The 20577-nt window shown below is 72.2% G+C and carries 19 protein-coding genes; 6 read left to right on the top strand and 13 right to left on the bottom strand.

The features are described 5' to 3' along the window. Positions 1-138 precede the first annotated feature (138 nt). The 4 genes from tal to pgl all read left to right on the top strand — a co-directional run bounded on the left by tal (position 139) and on the right by pgl (position 4585). A complete protein-coding gene (gene tal / locus Q6347_RS08635; protein ID WP_304603999.1) occupies positions 139-1260 on the top strand; it encodes a transaldolase in 1122 nt (373 codons plus the stop codon). A 61-nt stretch (positions 1261-1321) separates the two neighbouring features. Continuing rightward, positions 1322-2863 (top strand): glucose-6-phosphate dehydrogenase, encoded by a 1542-nt coding sequence (zwf, locus tag Q6347_RS08630; protein ID WP_304604000.1) that lies wholly within the window; start codon positions 1322-1324, stop codon positions 2861-2863. Positions 2864-2891: 28 nt separating this feature from the next. Beyond that, entirely contained in the window at positions 2892-3827 is a 936-nt protein-coding gene (gene opcA / locus Q6347_RS08625; RefSeq protein ID WP_171245703.1) for a glucose-6-phosphate dehydrogenase assembly protein OpcA, read from the top strand. Beyond that, the gene (gene pgl, locus Q6347_RS08620; protein WP_304604002.1) at positions 3824-4585 is read left to right on the top strand and encodes a 6-phosphogluconolactonase; all 762 of its coding nucleotides are present in this window, start codon (positions 3824-3826) and stop codon (positions 4583-4585) included. The genes opcA and pgl overlap by 4 nt, the downstream gene beginning before the upstream one ends. An 87-nt stretch (positions 4586-4672) precedes the next feature. On the opposite strand, the gene Q6347_RS08615 is transcribed toward pgl, so the two are convergent. The 11 genes from Q6347_RS08615 to uvrA form a co-directional block, all read right to left on the bottom strand. Beyond that, positions 4673-5038: an RNA polymerase-binding protein RbpA gene (locus Q6347_RS08615; protein WP_171245701.1), complete on the bottom strand. Its 366-nt coding sequence runs from the start codon at positions 5036-5038 to the stop codon at positions 4673-4675. A gap of 106 nt (positions 5039-5144) precedes the next feature. Further along, positions 5145-5390, bottom strand: a complete 246-nt coding sequence (gene secG / locus Q6347_RS08610) for a preprotein translocase subunit SecG (protein WP_171245700.1) — start codon at positions 5388-5390, stop codon at positions 5145-5147. A gap of 169 nt (positions 5391-5559) precedes the next feature. Continuing rightward, a complete protein-coding gene (gene tpiA, locus Q6347_RS08605) occupies positions 5560-6327 on the bottom strand; it encodes a triose-phosphate isomerase (RefSeq protein WP_304604452.1) in 768 nt (255 codons plus the stop codon). Positions 6328-6415: 88 nt separating this feature from the next. Continuing rightward, positions 6416-7615 carry a phosphoglycerate kinase gene (gene pgk, locus Q6347_RS08600; protein WP_304607145.1) on the bottom strand — a complete coding sequence of 400 codons (1200 nt, stop codon included), beginning with the start codon at positions 7613-7615 and terminating at the stop codon, positions 6416-6418. A gap of 140 nt (positions 7616-7755) precedes the next feature. Further along, complete coding sequence (gene gap, locus Q6347_RS08595) at positions 7756-8760, bottom strand: type I glyceraldehyde-3-phosphate dehydrogenase (RefSeq protein WP_171245697.1); 1005 nt, start codon at positions 8758-8760, stop codon at positions 7756-7758. Positions 8761-9002: 242 nt separating this feature from the next. Continuing rightward, positions 9003-9983, bottom strand: coding sequence for a DNA-binding protein WhiA (gene whiA / locus Q6347_RS08590; protein ID WP_304604004.1), 981 nt, complete (start codon positions 9981-9983; stop codon positions 9003-9005). A gap of 4 nt (positions 9984-9987) precedes the next feature. After that, positions 9988-10947, bottom strand: coding sequence for a uridine diphosphate-N-acetylglucosamine-binding protein YvcK (gene yvcK / locus Q6347_RS08585; protein WP_171245695.1), 960 nt, complete (start codon positions 10945-10947; stop codon positions 9988-9990). Positions 10948-10977: 30 nt separating this feature from the next. After that, complete coding sequence (rapZ, locus tag Q6347_RS08580) at positions 10978-11913, bottom strand: RNase adapter RapZ (RefSeq protein ID WP_171245694.1); 936 nt, start codon at positions 11911-11913, stop codon at positions 10978-10980. 16 nt (positions 11914-11929) lie between these two features. Then, the gene (gene uvrC / locus Q6347_RS08575) at positions 11930-13951 is read right to left on the bottom strand and encodes an excinuclease ABC subunit UvrC (protein WP_304604006.1); all 2022 of its coding nucleotides are present in this window, start codon (positions 13949-13951) and stop codon (positions 11930-11932) included. Between the two features lie 34 nt (positions 13952-13985). Beyond that, complete coding sequence (locus tag Q6347_RS08570) at positions 13986-14495, bottom strand: OsmC family protein (protein WP_171245692.1); 510 nt, start codon at positions 14493-14495, stop codon at positions 13986-13988. A 17-nt stretch (positions 14496-14512) separates the two neighbouring features. Continuing rightward, positions 14513-17461, bottom strand: a complete 2949-nt coding sequence (gene uvrA / locus Q6347_RS08565) for an excinuclease ABC subunit UvrA (protein ID WP_304607144.1) — start codon at positions 17459-17461, stop codon at positions 14513-14515. Positions 17462-17543: 82 nt separating this feature from the next. On the opposite strand from uvrA, the gene Q6347_RS08560 reads away from it, so the two are divergent. Together Q6347_RS08560 and Q6347_RS08555 are read left to right on the top strand one after the other, a co-directional pair. Continuing rightward, on the top strand, positions 17544-18173 hold the full coding sequence (locus Q6347_RS08560) for an MBL fold metallo-hydrolase (RefSeq protein ID WP_304604008.1): 630 nt from the start codon (positions 17544-17546) through the stop codon (positions 18171-18173). Between the two features lie 53 nt (positions 18174-18226). Then, positions 18227-18520: a YciI family protein gene (locus tag Q6347_RS08555; RefSeq protein WP_304604009.1), complete on the top strand. Its 294-nt coding sequence runs from the start codon at positions 18227-18229 to the stop codon at positions 18518-18520. A gap of 38 nt (positions 18521-18558) precedes the next feature. On the opposite strand, the gene Q6347_RS08550 is transcribed toward Q6347_RS08555, so the two are convergent. Both Q6347_RS08550 and Q6347_RS08545 read right to left on the bottom strand, forming a co-directional pair. After that, positions 18559-19572 (bottom strand): TerC family protein, encoded by a 1014-nt coding sequence (locus tag Q6347_RS08550; RefSeq protein ID WP_369810824.1) that lies wholly within the window; start codon positions 19570-19572, stop codon positions 18559-18561. Beyond that, the gene (locus Q6347_RS08545; protein WP_304607143.1) at positions 19569-20570 is read right to left on the bottom strand and encodes a TerC family protein; all 1002 of its coding nucleotides are present in this window, start codon (positions 20568-20570) and stop codon (positions 19569-19571) included. The genes Q6347_RS08550 and Q6347_RS08545 overlap by 4 nt, the downstream gene beginning before the upstream one ends. Positions 20571-20577 lie beyond the last annotated feature (7 nt).

Here is a 20577-nt window from a genome sequence, read left to right as displayed (position 1 = left end):
GGGGGGCCCCGGCGGGGCGGGTGGGGCGCGGCGCCGTCCGGGGGGTGTGAACCCACCGGCGGGGGGGGGGGGCGCGCGCCGCCCACCGCCGTCGGTCACGATGAGAGCTGCGACAGCGACACGACCGAGGAGAAGCACGTGCCCGAGACGAACCGACCCACCGAACGACTCTCCGCCGCCGGGGTCTCGATCTGGCTCGACGACCTGTCGCGCGAGCGGCTCGACACCGGCAACCTCGCCGGGCTCGTCGACTCCCACGACGTGGTCGGCGTGACGACCAACCCCACGATCTTCGCCGGCGCGCTGTCCGAGGGCGACGCCTACGACGCTGCCCTCGCCGACCTCGCGGGCACCGACGTCGAGGCCGCCGTCGAGCGGATCACGACCGACGACGTGCGCGCCGCCGCCGACGTGCTGCGGGGCGTCTACGACCGCACCGGCACGGTCGACGGCCGGGTCTCGATCGAGGTGGACCCCCGCCTGGCGCGGGACACCGCCGCGACGGTCGACACGGCGAAGCGGTTGTGGCGCACGGTCGACCGTCCCAACGTGTTGATCAAGATCCCCGCCACCGTCGAGGGGCTGCCGGCCATCACCGAGACCCTCGCCGCCGGGATCAGCGTCAACGTCACCCTCATCTTCTCCATCGAGCGCTACCGCGCCGTCATGGACGCCTTCCTCGCCGGGCTGGAGCAGGCCCGCGAGAACGGTCACGACCTGTCGGTCATCGGCTCGGTCGCCTCGTTCTTCGTCTCCCGGGTCGACTCCGCGGTCGACGACGCCCTGGAGCGGGTCGGCACCGACGAGGCGCGGGCGCTGCAGGGCACCGCCGCGATCGCCAACGCCCGCCTCGCCTACGCCGCCTACCAGGAGGTCTTCGAGGCGGACTCCACCGGCCGGTGGACGGCGCTGCGCCAGGCCGGCGCCCACCCCCAGCGACCGCTGTGGGCCTCGACCGGGGTGAAGAACCCCGACTACCCGGACACCCTCTACGTCACCGAGCTCGTGGCGCCCGGCGTGGTGAACACCATGCCGCAGGCGACCCTCGACGCCGTGGCGGACCACGGCGAGATCCCGGAGGACACGGTCACCGGGACCGCTGACGCCGCCGCCGCGACGATCGCCGCCATCGAGGCCCAGGGCGTCTCCATGGACGAGGTGACCGCGCAGCTGGAGGCCGAGGGCGTGACCAAGTTCGAGAAGAGCTGGGACGAGCTGCTCACCACCACCAAGACCGGACTGGACGCGGCGGGCTCCTGACCCCGTCGCGCCGCCACCGCGCCCCCACCGCACCATCGGCCCACGAGAGGGACGGGACACCGTGAGACCCGCCAAGATCACCGCTGAGCACAACCCGCTGCGCGATCCGCTCGACCTCAGACTTCCCCGGATCGCCGGCCCGTGCGGGCTCGTGATCTTCGGCGTCACCGGCGACCTGTCGCGCAAGAAGCTCATGCCGGCCGTGTACGACCTCGCCAACCGGGGCCTGCTGCCGCCCGGCTTCGCGCTGACCGGGTTCGCCCGCCGCGACTGGGAGGACGAGGACTTCGCCCAGATCGTGCACGACGCCGTCAAGGAGCACGCCCGCACGCCGTTCCGTGAGGACACCTGGCGACAGCTCTCCGAGGGCATCCGGTTCGTGCAGGGCAGCTTCGACGACCCCGAGGCGTTCGAGGAGCTGCGCCGGACGGTCGAGTCGCTCGACGCCGAACGGGGTACCGGCGGCAACCACGCGTTCTACCTGTCGGTCCCGCCCAGCGCGTTCCCCCTCGTGTGCGAGCAGCTGTCCCGGTCCGGGCTGTCCGAGTCCGCCGAGGACGCCTGGCGTCGGGTGGTGATCGAGAAGCCGTTCGGTCACGACCTGGCCTCCGCCCAGGAGCTCGAGTCGGTCGTCTCCCAGGTGTTCGAGCAGGAGTCGGTGTTCCGCATCGACCACTACCTGGGCAAGGAGACGGTCCAGAACATCCTGGCGCTGCGGTTCGCCAACCAGCTCTTCGAGCCGCTGTGGAGCTCCAACTACGTCGACCACGTGCAGATCACGATGGCCGAGGACATCGGCATCGGCGGCCGGGCCGGCTACTACGACGGGGTCGGCGCGGCCCGCGACGTCATCCAGAACCACCTGCTGCAGCTCCTGGCCCTGGTGGCCATGGAGGAGCCGGTGAACTTCGACGCGGGGGCGCTGCGGGCCGAGAAGATCAAGGCCCTGTCCTCGGTCCGGCTGCCGCAGGACCTGTCCCAGCACACCGCCCGGGGCCAGTACGCCTCCGCCTGGCAGGGCGGGGAGAAGGTCCGCGGGTTCCTCGAGGAGGAGGGGTTCAACCCCGAGTCCACGACCGAGACCTACGCGGCGGTCCGTCTGGACATCGACAACCGCCGGTGGGCCGGCGTGCCGTTCTACCTGCGCACCGGCAAGCGTCTCGGCCGCCGGGTGACCGAGGTCGCGGTGGTGTTCAAGAAGGCGCCGCACCTGCCGTTCGAGTCCTCGCTGACCTCGGACCTGGGGTCCAACGCGCTCGTGATCCGCGTCCAGCCCGACGAGGGCGTGACCCTCCGGTTCGGCGCGAAGGTGCCCGGCACGGCCATGGAGGTCCGCGACGTCACGATGGACTTCGGCTACGGCCACGCCTTCACCGAGTCCTCCCCCGAGGCCTACGAGCGACTCATCCTCGACGTCCTCCTCGGGGACCCGCCGCTGTTCCCCACCCGCGAGGAGGTCGAGCTCTCCTGGAAGATCCTCGACCCGGTGATCGAGCACTGGGCGGGCCAGGGCAAGCCCGACACCTACCCCGCCGGGTCGTGGGGGCCGCCGTCGGCCGACGCCATGATGGCCCGCGACGGGCGCACGTGGCGTCGACCCTGACCTGCCGGCCGGACCAAGGAGCGAACCGATGATCATCGACATGCCGGACACCAGCACGAACGCGGTCGGCAAGCGGCTCGACAGCCTGCGCGAGGAGGGCGGCGCGGTCGCGCTGGGCCGTGTGCTCACCCTCGTCGTCGTCGCCGAGGAGGTGGACATCGAGTCCGCCGTCGAGGCCGCCAACGAGGCCAGCCACGAGCACCCCTGCCGCGTGGTGGTCATCGCACCGCTGGAGGCCCCCGGCCACGACGGCCGGGTCGACGCCGAGATCCGCGTCGGCGGGGACGCCGGGGCGTCGGAGGTGATCGTGCTGCGGTGCTCCACCACCCTGCGCGAACACCCCGACACCCTGGTGATGCCGCTGCTGCTGCCCGACGCCCCCATCGTCGTGTGGTGGCCGGCCGGCGGCCCCGACGCCCCGGCCGAGGACCCGCTGGGCGCCATGGCGCAGCGTCGCATCACCGACACCACGACGGCCGACGACCCCTGCGACATGCTGGGTCGCCTCGCCGCGTCGTTCACCGAGGGCGACACCGACCTCGCCTGGGCCCGCGTCACCCTGTGGCGCGGCCTCATCGCCGCCGCCGTCGACCAGCCGCCGTACGAGCCCGTGACGGCGGTACGCGTCGAGGGCCAGCGTCAGCACACGTCCCTGGACCTGCTGGCGTCGTGGCTCGGCGCCAAGCTGCAGTGCCCCGCGAGCGTGGTGCGCACCGGCGACGACCACGCCATCACCCGCGTGGTGCTGGAACGGGAGAGCGGCCCGATCGTCCTGGACCGTCCGGACGGCGGGGTCGTGACGATCACCCAGCCGGGCACACCGGAGCGGCGGGTCGCCCTGCCGATCCGGTCGCTGTCCGAGGCACTCATCGAAGAGCTGCGGCGCCTCGACCCGGACGAGGTCTACGGCCAGGTGCTGCACGCTCTGGACCAGGTCGAGACCACGGAGGAGACCGCAGCATGAGCACCCGACTCGTCGTCGTCCACCCCGACCCCGACGTCCTGGCGGAGGCCGCCGCGGCGCGGCTGCTCACCCGCCTGCTGGACGTCCAGTCGGTGCGCCGCCCGGCGCACGTCGTCCTCACCGGCGGCACCGTCGGCATCCAGACGCTCCGCGCCGCGGCGGCCAGCCCGCTGCGGGCGGCCGTGGACTGGTCCGGCGTGCACGTGTGGTGGGGCGACGAGAGGTTCCTGCCGGCCGGGGACGCCGACCGCAACGAGACGCAGGCGCGCGAGGCGCTGCTCGACGACCTCGTGGCGAGCAGCGGGCTGCGCGAGGAGAACGTCCACGCCGTCCCCGCCCGCGGCGACGGGCCCGGCGAGGCCGCCACGCCGGAGGACGCCGCGACCGCCTACGCGGCCGAGCTCGCCGCCCACGCCGAGGAGGACGGGACCCCGCACTTCGACGTGCTGCTGCTCGGCATGGGACCCGACGGGCACGTCGCCTCGCTGTTCCCGGAGCACCACGCCCTCGAGGCGCCCGGGTACACGGTCGGCGTCCACGGCTCGCCGAAGCCGCCCGCCGAGCGGGTGTCGCTGACCTTCGCCGCGATCGGCCGGGCCGAGGAGGTCTGGGTCGTCGCCGCCGGCAGCGAGAAGGCGGAGCAGGCCGCGGCGGCGCTGGCCGACGGCCCGATGACCCAGGTCCCCGCCGTACGTGCCGTGGGACACCACCGCACGCTGTGGCTGCTCGACGCCGCGGCGGCCTCCGCGCGCGGCTGACGGGCAGGCGGGCGGGATCGGCGCACGGTCACGTCGCCGGACCCGCCCGCCGCTTGTCAGCGGCGACGACCGCGCCGCGGGCGGTCGTCAGTTCCGTGACGCGCTCGTCTCCCGGCGGGCGCGAAGGGTCTCCAGCGCCTCCTCGAGCAGCGCCGCCCCGTCCTCGTCCGACCGGCGCTCCTTCACGTAGGCCAGGTGCGTCTTGTAGGGCTCGTTGCGCAACGGCGCCGGCGGGTTCGCGGGGTCCTGACCCGCCGGGAACCCGCAGCGGGGGCAGTCCCACTGCTCCGGCGGCTCGATGTCCTCCAGCGCCGCGAAGCTCGGTCGCGTCTCGTGCCCGTTGAGGCACCAGTACGAGACCTGGTTCCGGGGCGCGGGGACGCCGCGCTCCTGCTCTCCCATCGGTCCTGCGCCGACCCGCGAACCGCGGATGGCATGTCCGGCAGATGCCACGTGTCGTCCTCACCTTCGAGTCTGCGGGGCCGATCCCCGCGGACGATCCTCGTGCCCGGCGGCACCCCCGTACCCGCCCGGCGCCGCTCCCCCGGCGGTCCGACCGTCAGCTCACGCGCGTGGCGACCCCGAGCAGGACCACGACCACCGACCACACGACGGCGATACCCACCGTGATGCGGTTCAGGTTGCGCTCGGCCACGCCGGAGCTGCCCGCCCCGCTGGAGATCCCGCCCCCGAACATGTCGGACAGTCCCCCGCCCTTCCCCTTGTGCATGAGGATGAGCAGGATCAGGAAGGCGCTGGTGAGCACCAGCAGCACGTTCAGGAAGATCGTCAACGCTGCGAACATCGTGTCCTCGGCTCTCGGCCGCCTCTCGGCGGGCTGTCGGCGCCGGGATTGCCCGGCGCGGTCAAGACTAGGTGACGAACGCCTCCCGTGGCGAACCCCGGTCTTGACCGGGGCACGACCGCCACGGGAGGCGCGGCCCGCACAGGACCCACGGTCCCGTGCCGGCGGGTCAGGCGACGTGCGACTGGTACCGCACGATCTTGGCGAACTCCTCGGCGTCCAGGCTGGCACCGCCGACGAGCGCGCCGTCGACGTCCGGCTGGGCCATGATCTGCGCGACGTTGCCCGACTTCACCGAGCCGCCGTACAGCACGCGCACGCCGCCGGCGAGCTCGGCGTCGTACAGCTCCGCGAGCCGGCCGCGGATGGCACCGCAGACCTCCTGGGCGTCCTCCGGCGTGGCGACCTTGCCGGTGCCGATCGCCCACACCGGCTCGTAGGCGACGACGACGTCCTTCGCCTGCTCGGCCGGGACACCCTCGAGGGCCGCGTCGACCTGCGCCAGGGTGTACGAGACCTGGTCGCCCGCCTCGCGCACGTCCAGCCCCTCGCCGACGCACAGCACGGGGGTGATCTGCTGGGCGAAGGCCGCCTTGACCTTGGCGTTGACGAGCGCGTCGTCCTCGCCGTGGTGCTCGCGGCGCTCGGAGTGGCCGATCGCCACGTACGTGCACCCGAGGCGCTTGAGCATCGGGCCCGAGACGTCGCCCGTGTAGGCGCCCTTCTCGTGCGGGGAGAGGTCCTGGGCGCCGTAGCGCACGTCCAGCTTGTCGGCGTCGACGAGCGTCTGCACCGACCGCAGGTCGGTGAACGGCGCGAGCACCGCCACCTCCACCGCGGAGTAGTCGTGCCCGGCGTCCTTGAGGGTCCAGGCGAGCTTCTGGACCGCGGCGATCGCCTCGGCGTGGTCCAGGTTCATCTTCCAGTTGCCCGCCATCAGCGGCGTGCGGTTCGTGGCCACAGTCGTGTCCTTCTGTCGTGCGGATGGGGTCGGGCGGCTCGCGCCGCCAGGAGGTCGACGCGGTTCAGTCGGCCAGGACGGTCAGACCGGGCAGCTGCTTGCCCTCGAGGAGCTCGAGGCTCGCGCCGCCGCCGGTGGAGATGTGGCTGAAGCCGGCCTCGTCGAAACCGAGCTTGCGTACGGCGGCCGCCGAGTCACCGCCCCCGACGATCGAGAACGCGCCCTGTGCGGTCGCGTCCACGATCCCCTGCGCCACCGCGCGGGTGCCGCCGGAGAACGCCTCGAACTCGAAGACGCCCATCGGGCCGTTCCAGGCGATGGTCCGGGCGTCCGCCAGCTTGACGGCGAACAGCTCGCCCGACGCCGGGCCGATGTCCAGGCCCATCTTGCCGTCCGGGATCGCGTCGGCCTCCACCGTGACGTGCGGCGCGTCGGCCGCGAACGAGTCGGCCGCCACGATGTCGGTCGGCAGCACGATCTCGACGCCGTTGGCCTCCGCCTGGGCCAGGTACTCCTTGACCGTGTCGATCTGGTCGCTCTCCAGCAGCGAGGAACCGACCGAGTGCCCCTGGGCCGCGAGGAAGGTGAACACCATGCCGCCGCCGATGAGCAGCCGGTCGGCCTTCGTCAGCAGGTTCGCGATGACGCCCAGCTTGTCCGACACCTTGGACCCGCCGAGCACGACCGCGTACGGACGCTCCGGGTCCGTCGTGGCGCGGGAGAGCGACTCCACCTCGGTGAGGACGAGCTCGCCGGCGCCGGCCGGCAGGCGCTCGGCGATGTCGTAGACCGACGCCTGCTTGCGGTGCACGACCCCGAAGCCGTCGGAGACGAAGGCGTCACCCAGCTCGGCCAGCTCGCCGGCCAGCTCCTGGCGCTCGGCGTCGACCTTGGAGGTCTCGCGCGCGTCGAAGCGGACGTTCTCGAGCAGCGCGACCTGGCCGTCGGCCAGGCCCTCCACGGTCGACCGGGCGGACTCCCCGACCAGGTCGCCCGCCAGGGCGACGTCCTGGCCGAGCAGCTCCCCGAGCCGCGCGGCCACGGGAGCGAGGGAGAACGCCGGGTCCGGCGCGCCCTGGGGACGGCCCAGGTGGGCCATGACGACCACGCGCGCACCGGCGTCGACCAGGCGCTTCAGCGTCGGGAGCGCGGCACGGATGCGGCCGTCGTCGGTGATGGTCGTGCCGTCCAGCGGCACGTTGAAGTCGGAACGGACCAGGACGCGCCGGCCGCGCAGGTCGCCGAGCGAATCGATCGTCTTCATGAGCTCACCTCGTGATCAGGTCGGGGGTCGGGAGGAGGGTGGTGACACGACGACGTCCGCGGGTCCGCGGGCCCGGCCGTCCTGGGACGGCGGGCCGCGCACCCGCGGACGTCGTGGTCACCTCGGGGTGGTGCGGCTCGTCAGAGCTTCCCGCCGACCAGCTCGGTCAGCGAGACGAGCGAGTTGGAGTAGCCCCACTCGTTGTCGTACCAGGAGACGACCTTGACCTGGTTGCCGATCACCTTGGTGAGCTTGGCGTCGAAGATGCTCTGGTGCGGGTCCGTGACGATGTCCGAGGAGACGATGTCGTCCTCGACGTAGGACAGCACACCCTTGAGCGGGCCCTCGGCGGCAGCCTTGACCGCGGCGTTGACCTCCTCGACCGAGACCTCCTTGGGGGTCTCGAAGGTGAGGTCGGTCGCCGAACCGGTGATCGTGGGCACGCGCAGCGCGTAGCCGTCCAGCTTGCCCTTGAGCTCCGGCAGGACCAGGGCGACGGCCTTGGCGGCGCCCGTCGTGGTCGGCACGATGTTCTGCGCGGCCGCACGGGCACGACGCAGGTCCTTGTGCGGACCGTCCTGGAGGTTCTGGTCACCGGTGTAGGCGTGGATCGTGGTCATGAGGCCACGCTCGATGCCGATCGAGTCGTTGAGGGCCTTGGCCAGCGGCGCGAGGCAGTTCGTCGTGCACGAGGCGTTCGAGATCACGTGGTGCGCGGCCGGGTCGTACTGGTCGCTGTTGACGCCCATGACGAAGGTCGCGTCCTCGTTCTTCGCCGGGGCGGAGATGATGACCTTCTTCGCGCCGCCGTCGATGTGCGCCTTCGCCTTGGTGGCGTCGGTGAAGAAGCCGGTGGACTCGATGACGATGTCCGCACCCAGCTCGCCCCACGGCAGGTTCGCCGGGTCGCGCTCCGCCAGAGCACGGATCTTGGTGCCGCCGACGATGATGTGGTCGTCGTCGAACTCGACCGTCTTGCCGAACCGGCCCAGCACGGTGTCGTACTTGAGCAGGTGGGCGAGCGTCTTGTTGTCGGTGAGGTCGTTGACGCCGACGACCTCGATGTCTGCACCCGACTCCACGAGAGCCCGGTAGTAGTTACGTCCGATGCGGCCGAAGCCGTTGATGCCGACGCGGATGGTCACGTTAGCCCTCCTCAGGGCGCGCCGGATCTGGACCGGCGCACACGGTAGATGCCAATCACTGGCGCGCACATGGCGCGCTGATGAGTTCGGTGCCACCCCGGGGGTCCCGCGACGCGTCGTCCCAGGAGCACAGTTCCAGGGTCACACCGTCGTCACCTGACGGCTCCGAGCCTATACCCATCCGTTGCCGGACGCCGACCTCGGTGCAGCGTGAGACAGGTGGGCCGACCACCTGGCCGGCGTCACAGGTCCAGCAGGTCCGCGCTCAGCCCGGCCTCGGTGTCGGGGATGCCCAGCTCCATGGCGCGCTTGTCCGCCGTGGACAGCAGCCGGCGGATACGGCCCGCCACCGCGTCCTTGGAGAGCTGGGGCTCCGCGAGCCGGCCCAGCTCCTCCAGCGAGGCCTGCTTGTGCGACAGCCGCAGCTCGCCGGCCTGGCGCAGGTGGTCGGGCACCTCGTCGCCGAGGATCTCGAAGGCACGCTCCACCCGGGCCCCGGCCGCCACCGCCGCCCGGGCGGAACGTCGCAGGTTCGCGTCGTCGAAGTTCGCCAGCCGGTTGGCCGTCCCCCGGACCTCCCGTCGGGCGCGGCGGTCCTCCCACACGTCCCGGGTCGCGGGCGCTCCCATGCGCCGCAGCATCTCCCCGATCGCCTCGCCGTCGCGCACCACGACCCGGTCGATGCCGCGGACCTCGCGGGACTTCGCCTGGATGCCCAGGCGCCGCGCGGCACCCACCAGGGCGAGCGCGGCCTCCGGGCCGGGACAGGTGACCTCGAGCGCCATCGACCGGCCCGGCTCGGTCAGCGAACCGTGCGCGAGGAACGCTCCCCGCCAGACGGCCTCGGCCTCGTCGGTCCCGCTGGAGACGACCTCGGGCGCCAGACCGCGGACCGGACGGCCCCGCGCGTCGAGCAGACCCGTCTGGCGCGCCAGGGACTCGCCGTCGCGCACCACCCGGACCACGAACCGGTCGTTCTTGCGCAGGCCGCCCGCCTTGACCACGATGAGCTCGCTCTGGTGTCCGTAGAGGTCCACGATCGCCCGGCGCAGCCGCGCCGCCACCATCTCGCCGTCGAGCTCCGCCTCGATGACGACCCGGCCGGAGATGATGTGCAGACCTCCGGAGAACCGGAGCATCGCCGACACCTCGGCCTTGCGGCACGACGTCCGCGTCACCCGGTGTCGTACCAGCTCGTCCTTCACCTCTGCCGTGAGCGCCATGGCGTCATCCTGCCACGCCCTCGAAGACGTCGTGGTAGGCCGCGGCCAGCCGCAACGGGTCGTGCCGCGAGGTGCCGTCACCCCGGCCGACCTGCCTGATCACCAGGCGGGCACCCAGGTCGGCGGCCGTCCGCTCCAGGTCGCCGCGGTCGTCCACCTGGGACGGGTCGGCCAGCACCGCGTCCACGCGCAGACCCGGGGCGTGCTTGCTCAGGGCCTCGAGATGCTGCGAGGCCGACAGCCCGTGGGTCTCGCCGCGCTCGGCGCTGAGGTTCAGCGTCACGCAGCGCCGGGCCGTGGTCCTGTGCAGGGCCGCGGCGAGCTCGGGCACCAGCAGGTGCACGAGCACCGAGGAGTACCAGGAGCCCGGCCCCATGACGACCCAGTCGGCGTCCAGCACCGCACGGACGGCCTCCGGGCAGGCCGGAGGGTCGGACGGGACGAGCCGGAGCTGTTCGACCAGCGCGTCCGTGACGGCGACCCGGCTCTGGCCGACGACCGTGGAGCACACGTCGCCGTCGGAGACGTCGGCCTCGACCACGAGCGGCACCGACGACATGGGCAGCACGCGGCCCCGCGCACCGAGCAGCCGGCCCACCCAGTCCAGGCCCTCCACGGTGTTCCCCAGGCGCTGCCACAGCGCCGCGATGAGCAGGTTGCCCATCGCGTGCCCGTCGAGCTCACCGTCGGAGGCGAACCGGTGCTGGAGCAGCCCGCTCCAGGTGCGGCCCCACTCGGAGTCGTCGCACAGGGCCGCGAGCGCCATCCGGAGATCGCCCGGTGGCACGACGCCGAGCTCCTGGCGCAACCGGCCGGAGGACCCGCCGTCGTCGGCCACCGTCACCACCGCCGTCAGGCGTTCGGTCAGCAGCCGCAGCGCACCCAGGCTCGCCGAGAGTCCGTGCCCCCCGCCGAGCGCCGTCACCGCGGGGCCGCCGGACGACTCCTCGCGGTCGGGCGTCACCGGCCGACCGTGCGTCGTGGAGGACAGGGTCTACTCCTTCCCGAGGTCACGGGTCGTGACCGTCACCCGCTGACCGTCCCGTCGCAGGCGGTCGGCGATCTCCCCGGCGATCGCGACCGACCGGTGCTTGCCACCTGTGCAGCCCACGGCGATCGTCACGTAGCGCTTCTCCTCGGCCAGGTAGCCCGCCAGCACCGGTTCCAGGGCGGCGACGTAGCGGTCGATGAACTCCTTCGCGCCGGGGCGGCCGAGCACGTACTGGCGCACCGCCTCGTCCTGACCGGTCAGGTGGCGCAGCTCGGTGATCCAGTACGGGTTCGCCAGGAAGCGCACGTCCACGACGTGGTCGGCGTCCAGTGGCAGGCCGTACTTGAAGCCGAACGCCACGACGTTCACCCGGAGCGAGTCGGCGGCGCCCGCCGCCACCGTGTCGCGGACCTCCTTGGCCAGGTCGTGCACCGACAGCTCGGAGGTGTCCACGACGACGTCGGCGCGTTCGGCCAGCGAGGCCAGGATCCGGCGCTCGGCCTCGATACCGTCGAGGATGCGGCCGTCGCCCTGGAGCGGGTGCGGCCGCCGCACGCTCTCGTAGCGGCGCACGAGCACGTCGTCACGGGCGTCGAGGAAGAGGATCCGGTGCGTCACGCCGCTGTCGTGGAGGTGCTGCAGCGCCTGGGCGAGCTCGCCGAAGTACTCCCGGCCCCGGACGTCGACGACGACCGCCAGACGCTCCACGGACGAACCGGCCTTGGTCATCATGTCCACCAGCGGCACGATCATCATCGGCGGCAGGTTGTCCACGACGAACCAGTCCAGGTCCTCCAGGACTCCGGCGGCCCGAGTGCGCCCGGCGCCGGACATGCCGGTGATGATCAGCACCTCCGGGTCGGCGCGCTTCGGCGCCGGGGTCGCGGCCTCGATCTCGGGGATGCCCTGCGGGACGGTGATGGGCGACGGTTCGCTCATGGACACAGCATGCCAGTCATGACACCGGTGCGGCGTCCGGACTCTCCGCCGCGGACGGCGGCGTGGCGTCGGCGGCACCGCCGGCCAGGGCCTCGACGACCGCGCGGGCGGTCGCCGGTCCCATCCCCTTGACCTCGGCGACCTGCTCGACGGTGGCGGCCCGCAGGCGCTTGACCGACCCGAAGGCGTCCAGCAGCGCCTGCTGCCGCGCCGGACCGAGCCCGGGCACCTCGTCCAGCACCGAGGACACCATCCCCTTGCTGCGGCGCTTGCGGTGCTGCGCGATCGCGAACCGGTGGGCCTCGTCGCGCACGCGTTGCAGCAGGTAGAGCCCCTGGGAGGCGCGCTCGAGGATCACCGGGTAGTCGTCGCCGGGCACCCAGACCTCCTCGAGCCGCTTGGCCAGGCCGCACAGCGCCACGTCGGTCACCCCCAGCTCCTCCAGGGCCCGGGCCGCGGCCGCCACCTGGGGCGGGCCGCCGTCGACGACCACGAGGTTGGGCGGGTAGGCGAACCGTCGGCGCTCCTCGGGGTCAGTCTCGGCACCGACCGGGCCGGAGCCGTCGGCCTCCCCGGACGCGTGCCGGTCGGCGAGGTAGCGCCTGAAGCGCCGGCTGATCACCTCGTGCATCGCCGCGGTGTCGTCGGCGGCGCCGTCCCCGGACGGGCCGCGCACGGAGAAGGTGCGGTACTCGCTCTTGCGGGGCAGCCCGTCCTCGAAGACGACCATCGAGGCGGACTGGTAGCTGCCCTGGGTGTGGGACACGTCGTAGCACTCGATGCGCAGCGGCGCCTCGTCCAGGCCGAGCGCGTCCTGGAGCTCGGCGAGGGCCTGGCTGCGCGTGGTCAGGTCCCCGGCCCGTCGGGTGCGGTGCAGCGCCAGCGCCTGCTCGGCGTTCGTGCGCACCGTCGCGGCGAGCTCCCGCTTGTCCCCGCGCTGGGGCACCCGGACGTCCACCTTGGCCCCACGCAGCCCGGACAACCAGGTCGTCACCTCGTCCAGGTCGGGCGGCAGGACCGGGACCAGGACCTCGCGCGGGACCGCGTCCCGGGTGGCGGCGCGTGCCTGCTCCGGCTCCAGGTCACGGTCGCGGACGTCGTCCACGACGCCGTAGACCTGCTGCAGGAGGTGCTCGACGAGCTCGCCGTCGGTCACGTCCTCGACCTTCTCGACGACCCAGCCACGCTGCCCGCGGATGCGGCCCCCGCGGACGTGGAACACCTGCACGGCGGCCTCGAGCTCGTCGCCGACCAGGGCGAAGACGTCGGCGTCGGTGGCGTCGGAGAGCACGACGGCGTTCTTCTCCGTGACGCGCCGCAGCGCCGCCAGGTCGTCCCGCAGCCGGGCGGCCTGCTCGTACTCGAGGTCCTGGGCCGCCCGGGCCATCTCCTTCTCCAGGCGGCGGACGAACCGGCCGGTGTCACCGGCCATGAAGTCGCACAGGTCGCGGGCCAGGTCGCGGTGGTCCTCCGGGCTGATCCGGCCGACGCACGGGGCCGAGCACTTGTCGATGTAGCCGAGCAGGCACGGGCGACCCGACTGCTGGGCACGGCGGTACACCCCCGACGAGCACGTGCGGACCGGGAAGACGCGCAGCAGCAGGTCGAGGGTCTCGCGGATCGCCCAGGCGTGGCCGTAGGGGCCGAAGTAGCGCGTGCCGCGCCGCTTGGTGCCGCGCATGACCTGGGCCCGGGGGATCTCCTCCCCCATCGTGACGGCCAGGTAGGGGTAGGACTTGTCGTCGCGGTACTTGACGTTGAACCGGGGGTCGTACTCCTTGATCCACGAGTACTCCAGGGCGAGCGCCTCGACCTCGGTGCCGACGACCGTCCACTCGACGGACGCCGCGGTCGTCACCATCCGCTGGGTGCGGTGGTGCAGGTTGGCGACGTCCTGGAAGTAGCTCGACAGCCGCTGACGCAGGTTCTTCGCCTTGCCGACGTAGATCACGCGGCCGTGCGGGTCCCGGAAGCGGTACACCCCCGGGGAGGTCGGGATCTCGCCCGCACGCGGGCGGTAGGTCGCTGGGTCGGCCATGGGCCCAGACTAGGTCAGGGCACCGACGCGGCCCTCAGGCCGCGGGGTCGACGACGTGCAGGGGCGTCGGCTCGACCAGCACCGGGAAGTTCACGCTGCGGGACAGGAAGCACAGCGCGTGCGCCCGCTGGTGCAGCTCCGCGACGACCTCCTCGGTGGCGCTCCCGCCCGGGGCGGCCACGACACGCGGGTGCAGGGTCACGTCGGTGAACTGCCCCTCGCCGCGCGACTCCACGCGCATCGTCCCGGTCGCCGCGTCGCTGTACTCGTGCACGACGACCCCTCGTTCGGCCGCCAGGTGCAGGAACCACAGCATGTGGCACTGCGACAGGCTCGCCACGAACAGGTCCTCCGGCCCGTAGCGGGCGGGGTCGCCCCGGAACGAGGGATCGGCGCTGCCCGGCAGCACGGGCCGCCCCGGCAGCGCGACGTCGTGGTCGCGCGTGTAGGCGGCGTAGGACGTCGTCGCCCCGGCAGCGCTGCCGGGTTCGACCCCCGTCGCGGGCCAGCGGACGGTCACGGAGTACTCGTGGTGGGCTCCCATGGCGACACGGTAGAGCCTCAGGCGGCGTCGTGCTTGGTCGCGCGCGCCTTGGTCGTCTTGCGTCGCCGACCGGCGGGCCGGGTCGCCGCCGGGACCTGCGCCGGGGGTTCGACCGGGACGTCGGGGTGCGCGTCGAGCACCTCCGCGAGGAAGCGTCCGGTGTGGCTCGCCTCGACCGCGGCGACCTGCTCCGGCGTGCCCTCGGCCACGACGAGGCCACCGCCGGAGCCGCCCTCGGGCCCCATGTCGATGATCCAGTCCGCGCTCTTGACGACGTCGAGGTTGTGCTCGATGACCAGCACCGTGTTGCCCTTGTCGACGAGCGACTGCAGCACGGACAGCAGGCGCCGGATGTCCTCGAAGTGCAGGCCGGTGGTCGGCTCGTCGAGCACGTACACGGTGCGCCCCGTGGACCGCTTCTGCAGCTCGCTGGCGAGCTTGACCCGCTGGGCCTCCCCGCCCGAGAGCGTGGGCGCCGGCTGGCCCAGCCGCACGTAGCCGAGGCCCACCTCGACCAGCGTGGTCAGGTGGCGCGAGATCGCCGGGAACGCGGCGAAGAACTCGGCGGCCTCCTCGATCGGCATGTCGAGGACGTCCGCGACCGTCTTCCCCTTGAAGTGCACCTCCAGCGTCTCGCGGTTGTAGCGCGCACCGTGGCAGACCTCGCAGGGGACGTAGACGTCCGGCAGGAAGTTCATCTCGATCTTCAGCGTCCCGTCGCCGGAGCACGCCTCGCACCGCCCGCCCTTGACGTTGAAGGAGAACCGGCCCGGCCCGTACCCGCGGACCTTGGCCTCCTCGGTCTCGGCGAAGATCTTGCGGATCCGGTCCCAGACCCCGGTGTAGGTGGCCGGGTTCGACCGCGGGGTGCGGCCGATCGGCCCCTGGTCGACGTGCACGACCTTGTCCAGGTCGTCGGTGCCGGTGACCCGCGTGTGGCGGCCGGCGACCTGCCGGGCCCCGTTGAGCTCGTTCGCCAGCACCGTGTGCAGGATCGAGTTCACCAGCGTCGACTTGCCCGAACCCGAGACCCCGGTGATCGCGGTGAAGACACCCAGCGGGAAGCTCACGTCGATGTCGCGCAGGTTGTTCTCGCGGGCCCCGACGACGGTCAGCTGCCGCGCCGGGTCGACACCACGGCGCGTCGCCGGCAGCGCGATGGAACGCCGGCCGGACAGGTAGGCGCCCGTCATCGACGCCTCGGTCGCCAGCAGACCGGCGTAGTCGCCGGAGTGCACGACCTGACCACCGTGCTCCCCCGCGCCCGGACCGACGTCGACGATCCAGTCGGCCGAGCGGATGGTGTCCTCGTCGTGCTCCACCACGATCAGCGTGTTGCCCAGGTCCCGCAGCCGGGTGAGCGTGTCGATCAGCCGGCGGTTGTCGCGCTGGTGCAGCCCGATGCTCGGCTCGTCGAGCACGTAGAGCACCCCGACCAGGCCGGAGCCGATCTGGGTGGCCAGGCGGATCCGTTGCGCCTCGCCGCCGGAGAGCGTGCCGGCCGCCCGTTCGAGCGTGAGGTAGTGCAGACCGACGTCGAGCAGGAACCCGAGCCGGGCGTGGATCTCCTTGAGCACCTCGCCGGCGATGGCCCGCTCGCGCTCGCCCAGCTCGAGGGCGTCCAGGTACTCCTTCGCGTCCGCGATCGGCAGGCGGGACACGTCCCAGATCGACTTGGAGCCCACCCGGACGGCCAGCACCTCCGGCTTGAGACGGGCCCCCTGGCACGTGGGGCACGGCACCTGGCGCATGAAGGCCTCGTAGCGTTCCTTCGACCAGTCCGACTCGGTCTCGGAGTGTCGGCGTTCGATGAACGTGACGGCTCCCTCGAACCCGGTCGAGTACTGCCGCTCGCGCCCCCACCGGTTGCGGTACCGCACGTGCACCTTGTGGTTGCGCCCGTGCAGGACGGCCGTGCGGGCACGCTGCGGCAGGGCACGCCACGGCACGTCCAGGGAGAAGGCCATCTCCTCGGCGAGGGCCGCCAGGACCCGTTCGAAGTACTCCGACGACGTCTGGGCCCAGGGCACGACGGCGCCCTCGCGCAGGGTCTTCTCCGGGTCCGGGACGACCAGCTCGGGGTCCACCTCGAGCCGGAACCCGATGCCCGTGCACTCCGGGCAGGCGCCGTAGGGGGCGTTGAAGGAGAAGGTCCGCGGCTCGATCTCGTCGAGGCTCAGGGGGTGGTCGTTCGGGCACGCACGCTTCTCGGAGTACTTGCGGACGCGGTCCAGGTCGTCCACGTCCGCGTCGACGAGCTCGATCATGACGAGGCCGCCGGCCAGGCCGAGCGCGGTCTCCACGGAGTCCGTCAGGCGTCGCTGGACGCCGTCGCGCGCCACGAGGCGGTCGACGACCACCTCGATGTCGTGCTTGAGGTTCTTCTCCAGGCTCGGGGGCGTGGTGAGCTGCACGACCTCGCCGTCGACACGGGCCCGCGCGAAACCCTGGGCCTGCAGCTCGCCGAAGAGCTCGGTGTACTCGCCCTTGCGGCCGCGGACGACCGGCGCCAGCACCTGGTAGCGCGTCCCCTCGGGCAGCTCGAGGATCTTGTCCACGATCTGCTGCGGCGTCTGGGCCTGGACCGGCTCGTCGCACACCGGGCAGTGCTGCGTGCCGGCCCGGGCGAAGAGCAGCCGGAGGTAGTCGTAGACCTCCGTGATCGTCCCGACGGTCGACCGCGGGTTGCGGTTGGTGGACTTCTGGTCGATGGACACCGCCGGGCTGAGGCCCTCGATGAAGTCGACGTCGGGCTTGTCCATCTGGCCGAGGAACTGGCGCGCGTAGGCCGACAGGGACTCGACGTAGCGGCGCTGCCCCTCGGCGAAGATCGTGTCGAACGCGAGCGAGGACTTGCCCGACCCGCTCAGGCCCGTGAACACGATGAGCCGGTCGCGCGGCAGGTCGAGGTCGACGTTGCGCAGGTTGTGCTCACGGGCACCGGAGACGACGAGGTGATTGCTCACCGCAGCATCCTACGGCGCGCCGCTGACACTCGTACAGATGTTCCATGTCACCCTGCGGCGCCGGTTTGGCACAGTGGACCTCATGACTGCCCGCGACCAGCGCGCCGACGTCACCGCGGTGAGCGTCGGCCCGATGGACAACAACGCCTACCTCGTCACCTGCCGCGCGACCGGCTCCCGGCTGCTCGTCGACGCCGCCGCGGACGCACCCGCCCTGCTCGAGCTGCTCGACGGCCGGGGCCTCGACACGGTGGTCACGACGCACCGGCACCGGGACCACCTCGGGGCGCTCGCCGACGTCGTCGCCGCGACGGGGGCGCGCACCGCGGCCGGCGCCGACGACGCCGCCGCGATCACGGCCGCGACGGGCGTCGCGATCGACGAGCGGCTCCACCACGACGACACGGTGCGGGTCGGGGCTCTCGAGCTGGGCGTGCTGAACCTGCGGGGCCACACCCCCGGGTCGGTCGCGCTCGCCCTGGACGGGGCCGGCGGGCCGACCCGGTTGTTCACCGGGGACAGCCTCTTCCCCGGTGGCGTCGGCAACACCGATCACGATCCCGCCCGCTTCACGCAGCTCCTCGACGACGTCGTCACGCGGGTCTTCGCGGCGTTCGACGACGAGACGATCGTGCTGCCCGGCCACGGTGCGGCCACGACCCTGGGCGCCGAACGGCCCCACCTGGCCGCCTGGCGCGAGCGCGGCTGGTGACCATAGACGGCGGCGCGGGGCCCGCGCACCGCGGGGTCTGGTTCGATGAGGGCATGCCGACCTTCGTGGTGACCTACACCTACTCCCCCGACAGCGAGCGCCTCGACGCCGTGCGACCCGAGCACCGGGCGTTCCTCGGCGCGCTGCACGACGCCGGCTCCGTGGTCGTGTCCGGCCCGATGCCGGCAACCGAGGACGCCGCCGCCGGTGCGCTGATCGTCGTCGCGGCGGACGACGCGGCCGCGGCCGCGGCCCTGCTCGACGACGACCCGTTCCGCCGCAGCGGCCTCGTGACCAACCTGACGGTCCGCGAGTGGGTACCGGTGATCGGGACCCTCGGGGGCTGACCTGCGGGGCCGCCGTCCCCTCGCTCCCCGGTACCGGGTCAGTCCTGCTCCGCCTCCAGCCGCTCCCGGGCCGCCAGCGTCGCCAGGCGACGCGTGCGCCACAGGCTGGCCACGGTCGCGACGGCCAGCGCGCCGACGATGACCACCAGCGAGAGCCAGATGGGCACCTCGGGCGCCCACGGCACCGGCGCGCCACCGTTGATGAACGGCACCGTGTTGGCGTGCAGGGCCTCGAGCACCAGCTTGACGCCGATGAACCCCAGGACCACGGCCAGGGCGACCGGGAGGTAGACGAGCCGGTCGAGCAGGCCGCCGAGCAGGAAGTAGAGCTGGCGCAGCCCCATGAGCGCGAAGAGGTTCGTGGCGAACACGATGAAGGGGTCCTGGGTGAGGCCGAAGATCGCCGGGATCGAGTCGAAGGCGAAGAGCAGGTCGGTCGTCCCGATCGCCACGAACACGACGAGCATCGGGGTCCACACCCGGCGCCCCTCGACGACGGTCCGCACCTTGGCGCCGTCGTAGCCCGGGCTCAGCGGCAGCACCCGGCGCAGCGCGCGGACGGCGACGTTCTCCCGGAACTCCTCGTCCTCCTCGCCCCCGACGGCGAGCTTGACCGCCGTGTAGACCAGGAACGCACCGAACAGGTAGAAGAGCCAGGTGAACTGCTCCAGCAGCGCGGCACCGGCGAGGATGAACGCGCCGCGCAGCACGAGCGCGACGATGATGCCGAGCATCAGCACGTGCTGCTGGTGCTGCCGGGGCACCGCGAACCGGGACATGATGAGCACGAAGACGAACAGGTTGTCGACGCTCAGCGAGTACTCCGTGACCCAGCCGGCGTAGAACTCCCCGGCGGGCTGCGCCCCGCCCACGACCCAGACGAGGAGTCCGTAGACCAGGGCCAGGCCGACGTAGAGGGTCACCCACGCCGCGGACTCGCGCATCGAGGGCACGTGCGGGCGCCGGGCGACGACGGCGAGGTCGACGATCAGCACCGTGCCCATCAGGGCGAGGGAGACCGCCTCGAACCAGACCGGCAGCTCGTGGATCACGCGTCGCTGCCCGGCGACGCACCCACCCGCTCCTCACGGCGACTCTTGTACAGCGAGGCGACGGTGGTGACCGCCAGGACCATCACGATGAACGACAGCGAGACGGCGGTCGGGATCTCGGGGATGGCCTCGACGTGCTCGCCACCGTTGACGAACGGCAGCTCGTTGGTGTGCAGCGCGTGGATCACGAGCTTGACGCCGATGAAGCCGAGGATCGCGGCCAGCCCGTAGTTGAGGAAGACCAGGCGGTCCAGCAGGCCGTCGACGAGGAAGTAGAGCTGGCGCAGACCCAGCAGGGAGAAGGCGTTCGCCGCGAAGACGAGGTACGTCTCCTGGGTGAGCCCGAAGATGGCGGGGATGGAGTCGACGGCGAAGAGCAGGTCGGCGCTGCCGATCGCGATCATCACGATGAGCATCGGCGTGATGTACCGCTTGCCGTCGATCGTCGTCGTCAGCCGGTGCTCGACGTAGTCGTCCGTCGTCGGGAAGATCTTGCGGGTCAGCCGCAGCACGGCGTTCTCGCTGTACTCGTCGTCGTGGTCGGTCCCCGCGCGGGCCTGCGCGATCGCCGTCCAGATGAGGAAGGCACCGAAGACGTAGAAGATCCAGGCGAAGTTCGCGATGAGCGCGGCGCCGGCGAGGATGAAGATCGTGCGCAGCACCAGGGCGATGGTGATGCCGATGAGCAGGACCCGCTGCTGGTGCTCACGCGGCACCCGGAAGCTGGTCATGATCAGCACGAACACGAACAGGTTGTCCACGCTGAGCGACTTCTCGGTGATGTAGCCGGCGAAGTACTCCCCGCCGTACGTCGGCCCCCAGGCGACCAGGACGACCACCCCGAAGAGCAGCGCGACGGCCACGTAGGCCAGCGACCACCAGGCCGACTCCTTCAGCGTCGGAGCGTGCGGGGTGCGCACGTGACCCACGTAGTCGATGGCGAGCATGGCCAGGATCGCAGCGACGGTGACGATCCAGGCCCAGACGGGCACGTCCACGGGTTGA

It is taken from the genome of Isoptericola sp. b408 (assembly GCF_030588085.1).
GTDB classification, from domain to species: domain Bacteria; phylum Actinomycetota; class Actinomycetes; order Actinomycetales; family Cellulomonadaceae; genus Isoptericola; species Isoptericola sediminis.
Note: the sequence above shows the minus strand (reverse complement) of the source record. Positions and strands in the feature narration are given on the sequence as shown.

Bases quoted from the DNA above. Each gene is read 5' to 3' on its own strand.
- opcA (WP_171245703.1), top strand. From the start codon at position 2,892: ATGATCATCGACATGCCGGACACCAGCACGAACGCGGTCGGCAAGCGG.
- pgl (WP_304604002.1), top strand. From the start codon at position 3,824: ATGAGCACCCGACTCGTCGTCGTCCACCCCGACCCCGACGTCCTGGCG.
- secG (WP_171245700.1), bottom strand. From the start codon at position 5,390: ATGTTCGCAGCGTTGACGATCTTCCTGAACGTGCTGCTGGTGCTCACC.
- tpiA (WP_304604452.1), bottom strand. From the start codon at position 6,327: ATGGCGGGCAACTGGAAGATGAACCTGGACCACGCCGAGGCGATCGCC.
- pgk (WP_304607145.1), bottom strand. From the start codon at position 7,615: ATGAAGACGATCGATTCGCTCGGCGACCTGCGCGGCCGGCGCGTCCTG.
- whiA (WP_304604004.1), bottom strand. From the start codon at position 9,983: ATGGCGCTCACGGCAGAGGTGAAGGACGAGCTGGTACGACACCGGGTG.
- rapZ (WP_171245694.1), bottom strand. From the start codon at position 11,913: ATGAGCGAACCGTCGCCCATCACCGTCCCGCAGGGCATCCCCGAGATC.
- uvrC (WP_304604006.1), bottom strand. From the start codon at position 13,951: ATGGCCGACCCAGCGACCTACCGCCCGCGTGCGGGCGAGATCCCGACC.
- Q6347_RS08570 (WP_171245692.1), bottom strand. From the start codon at position 14,495: ATGGGAGCCCACCACGAGTACTCCGTGACCGTCCGCTGGCCCGCGACG.
- Q6347_RS08560 (WP_304604008.1), top strand. From the start codon at position 17,544: ATGACTGCCCGCGACCAGCGCGCCGACGTCACCGCGGTGAGCGTCGGC.
- Q6347_RS08555 (WP_304604009.1), top strand. From the start codon at position 18,227: ATGCCGACCTTCGTGGTGACCTACACCTACTCCCCCGACAGCGAGCGC.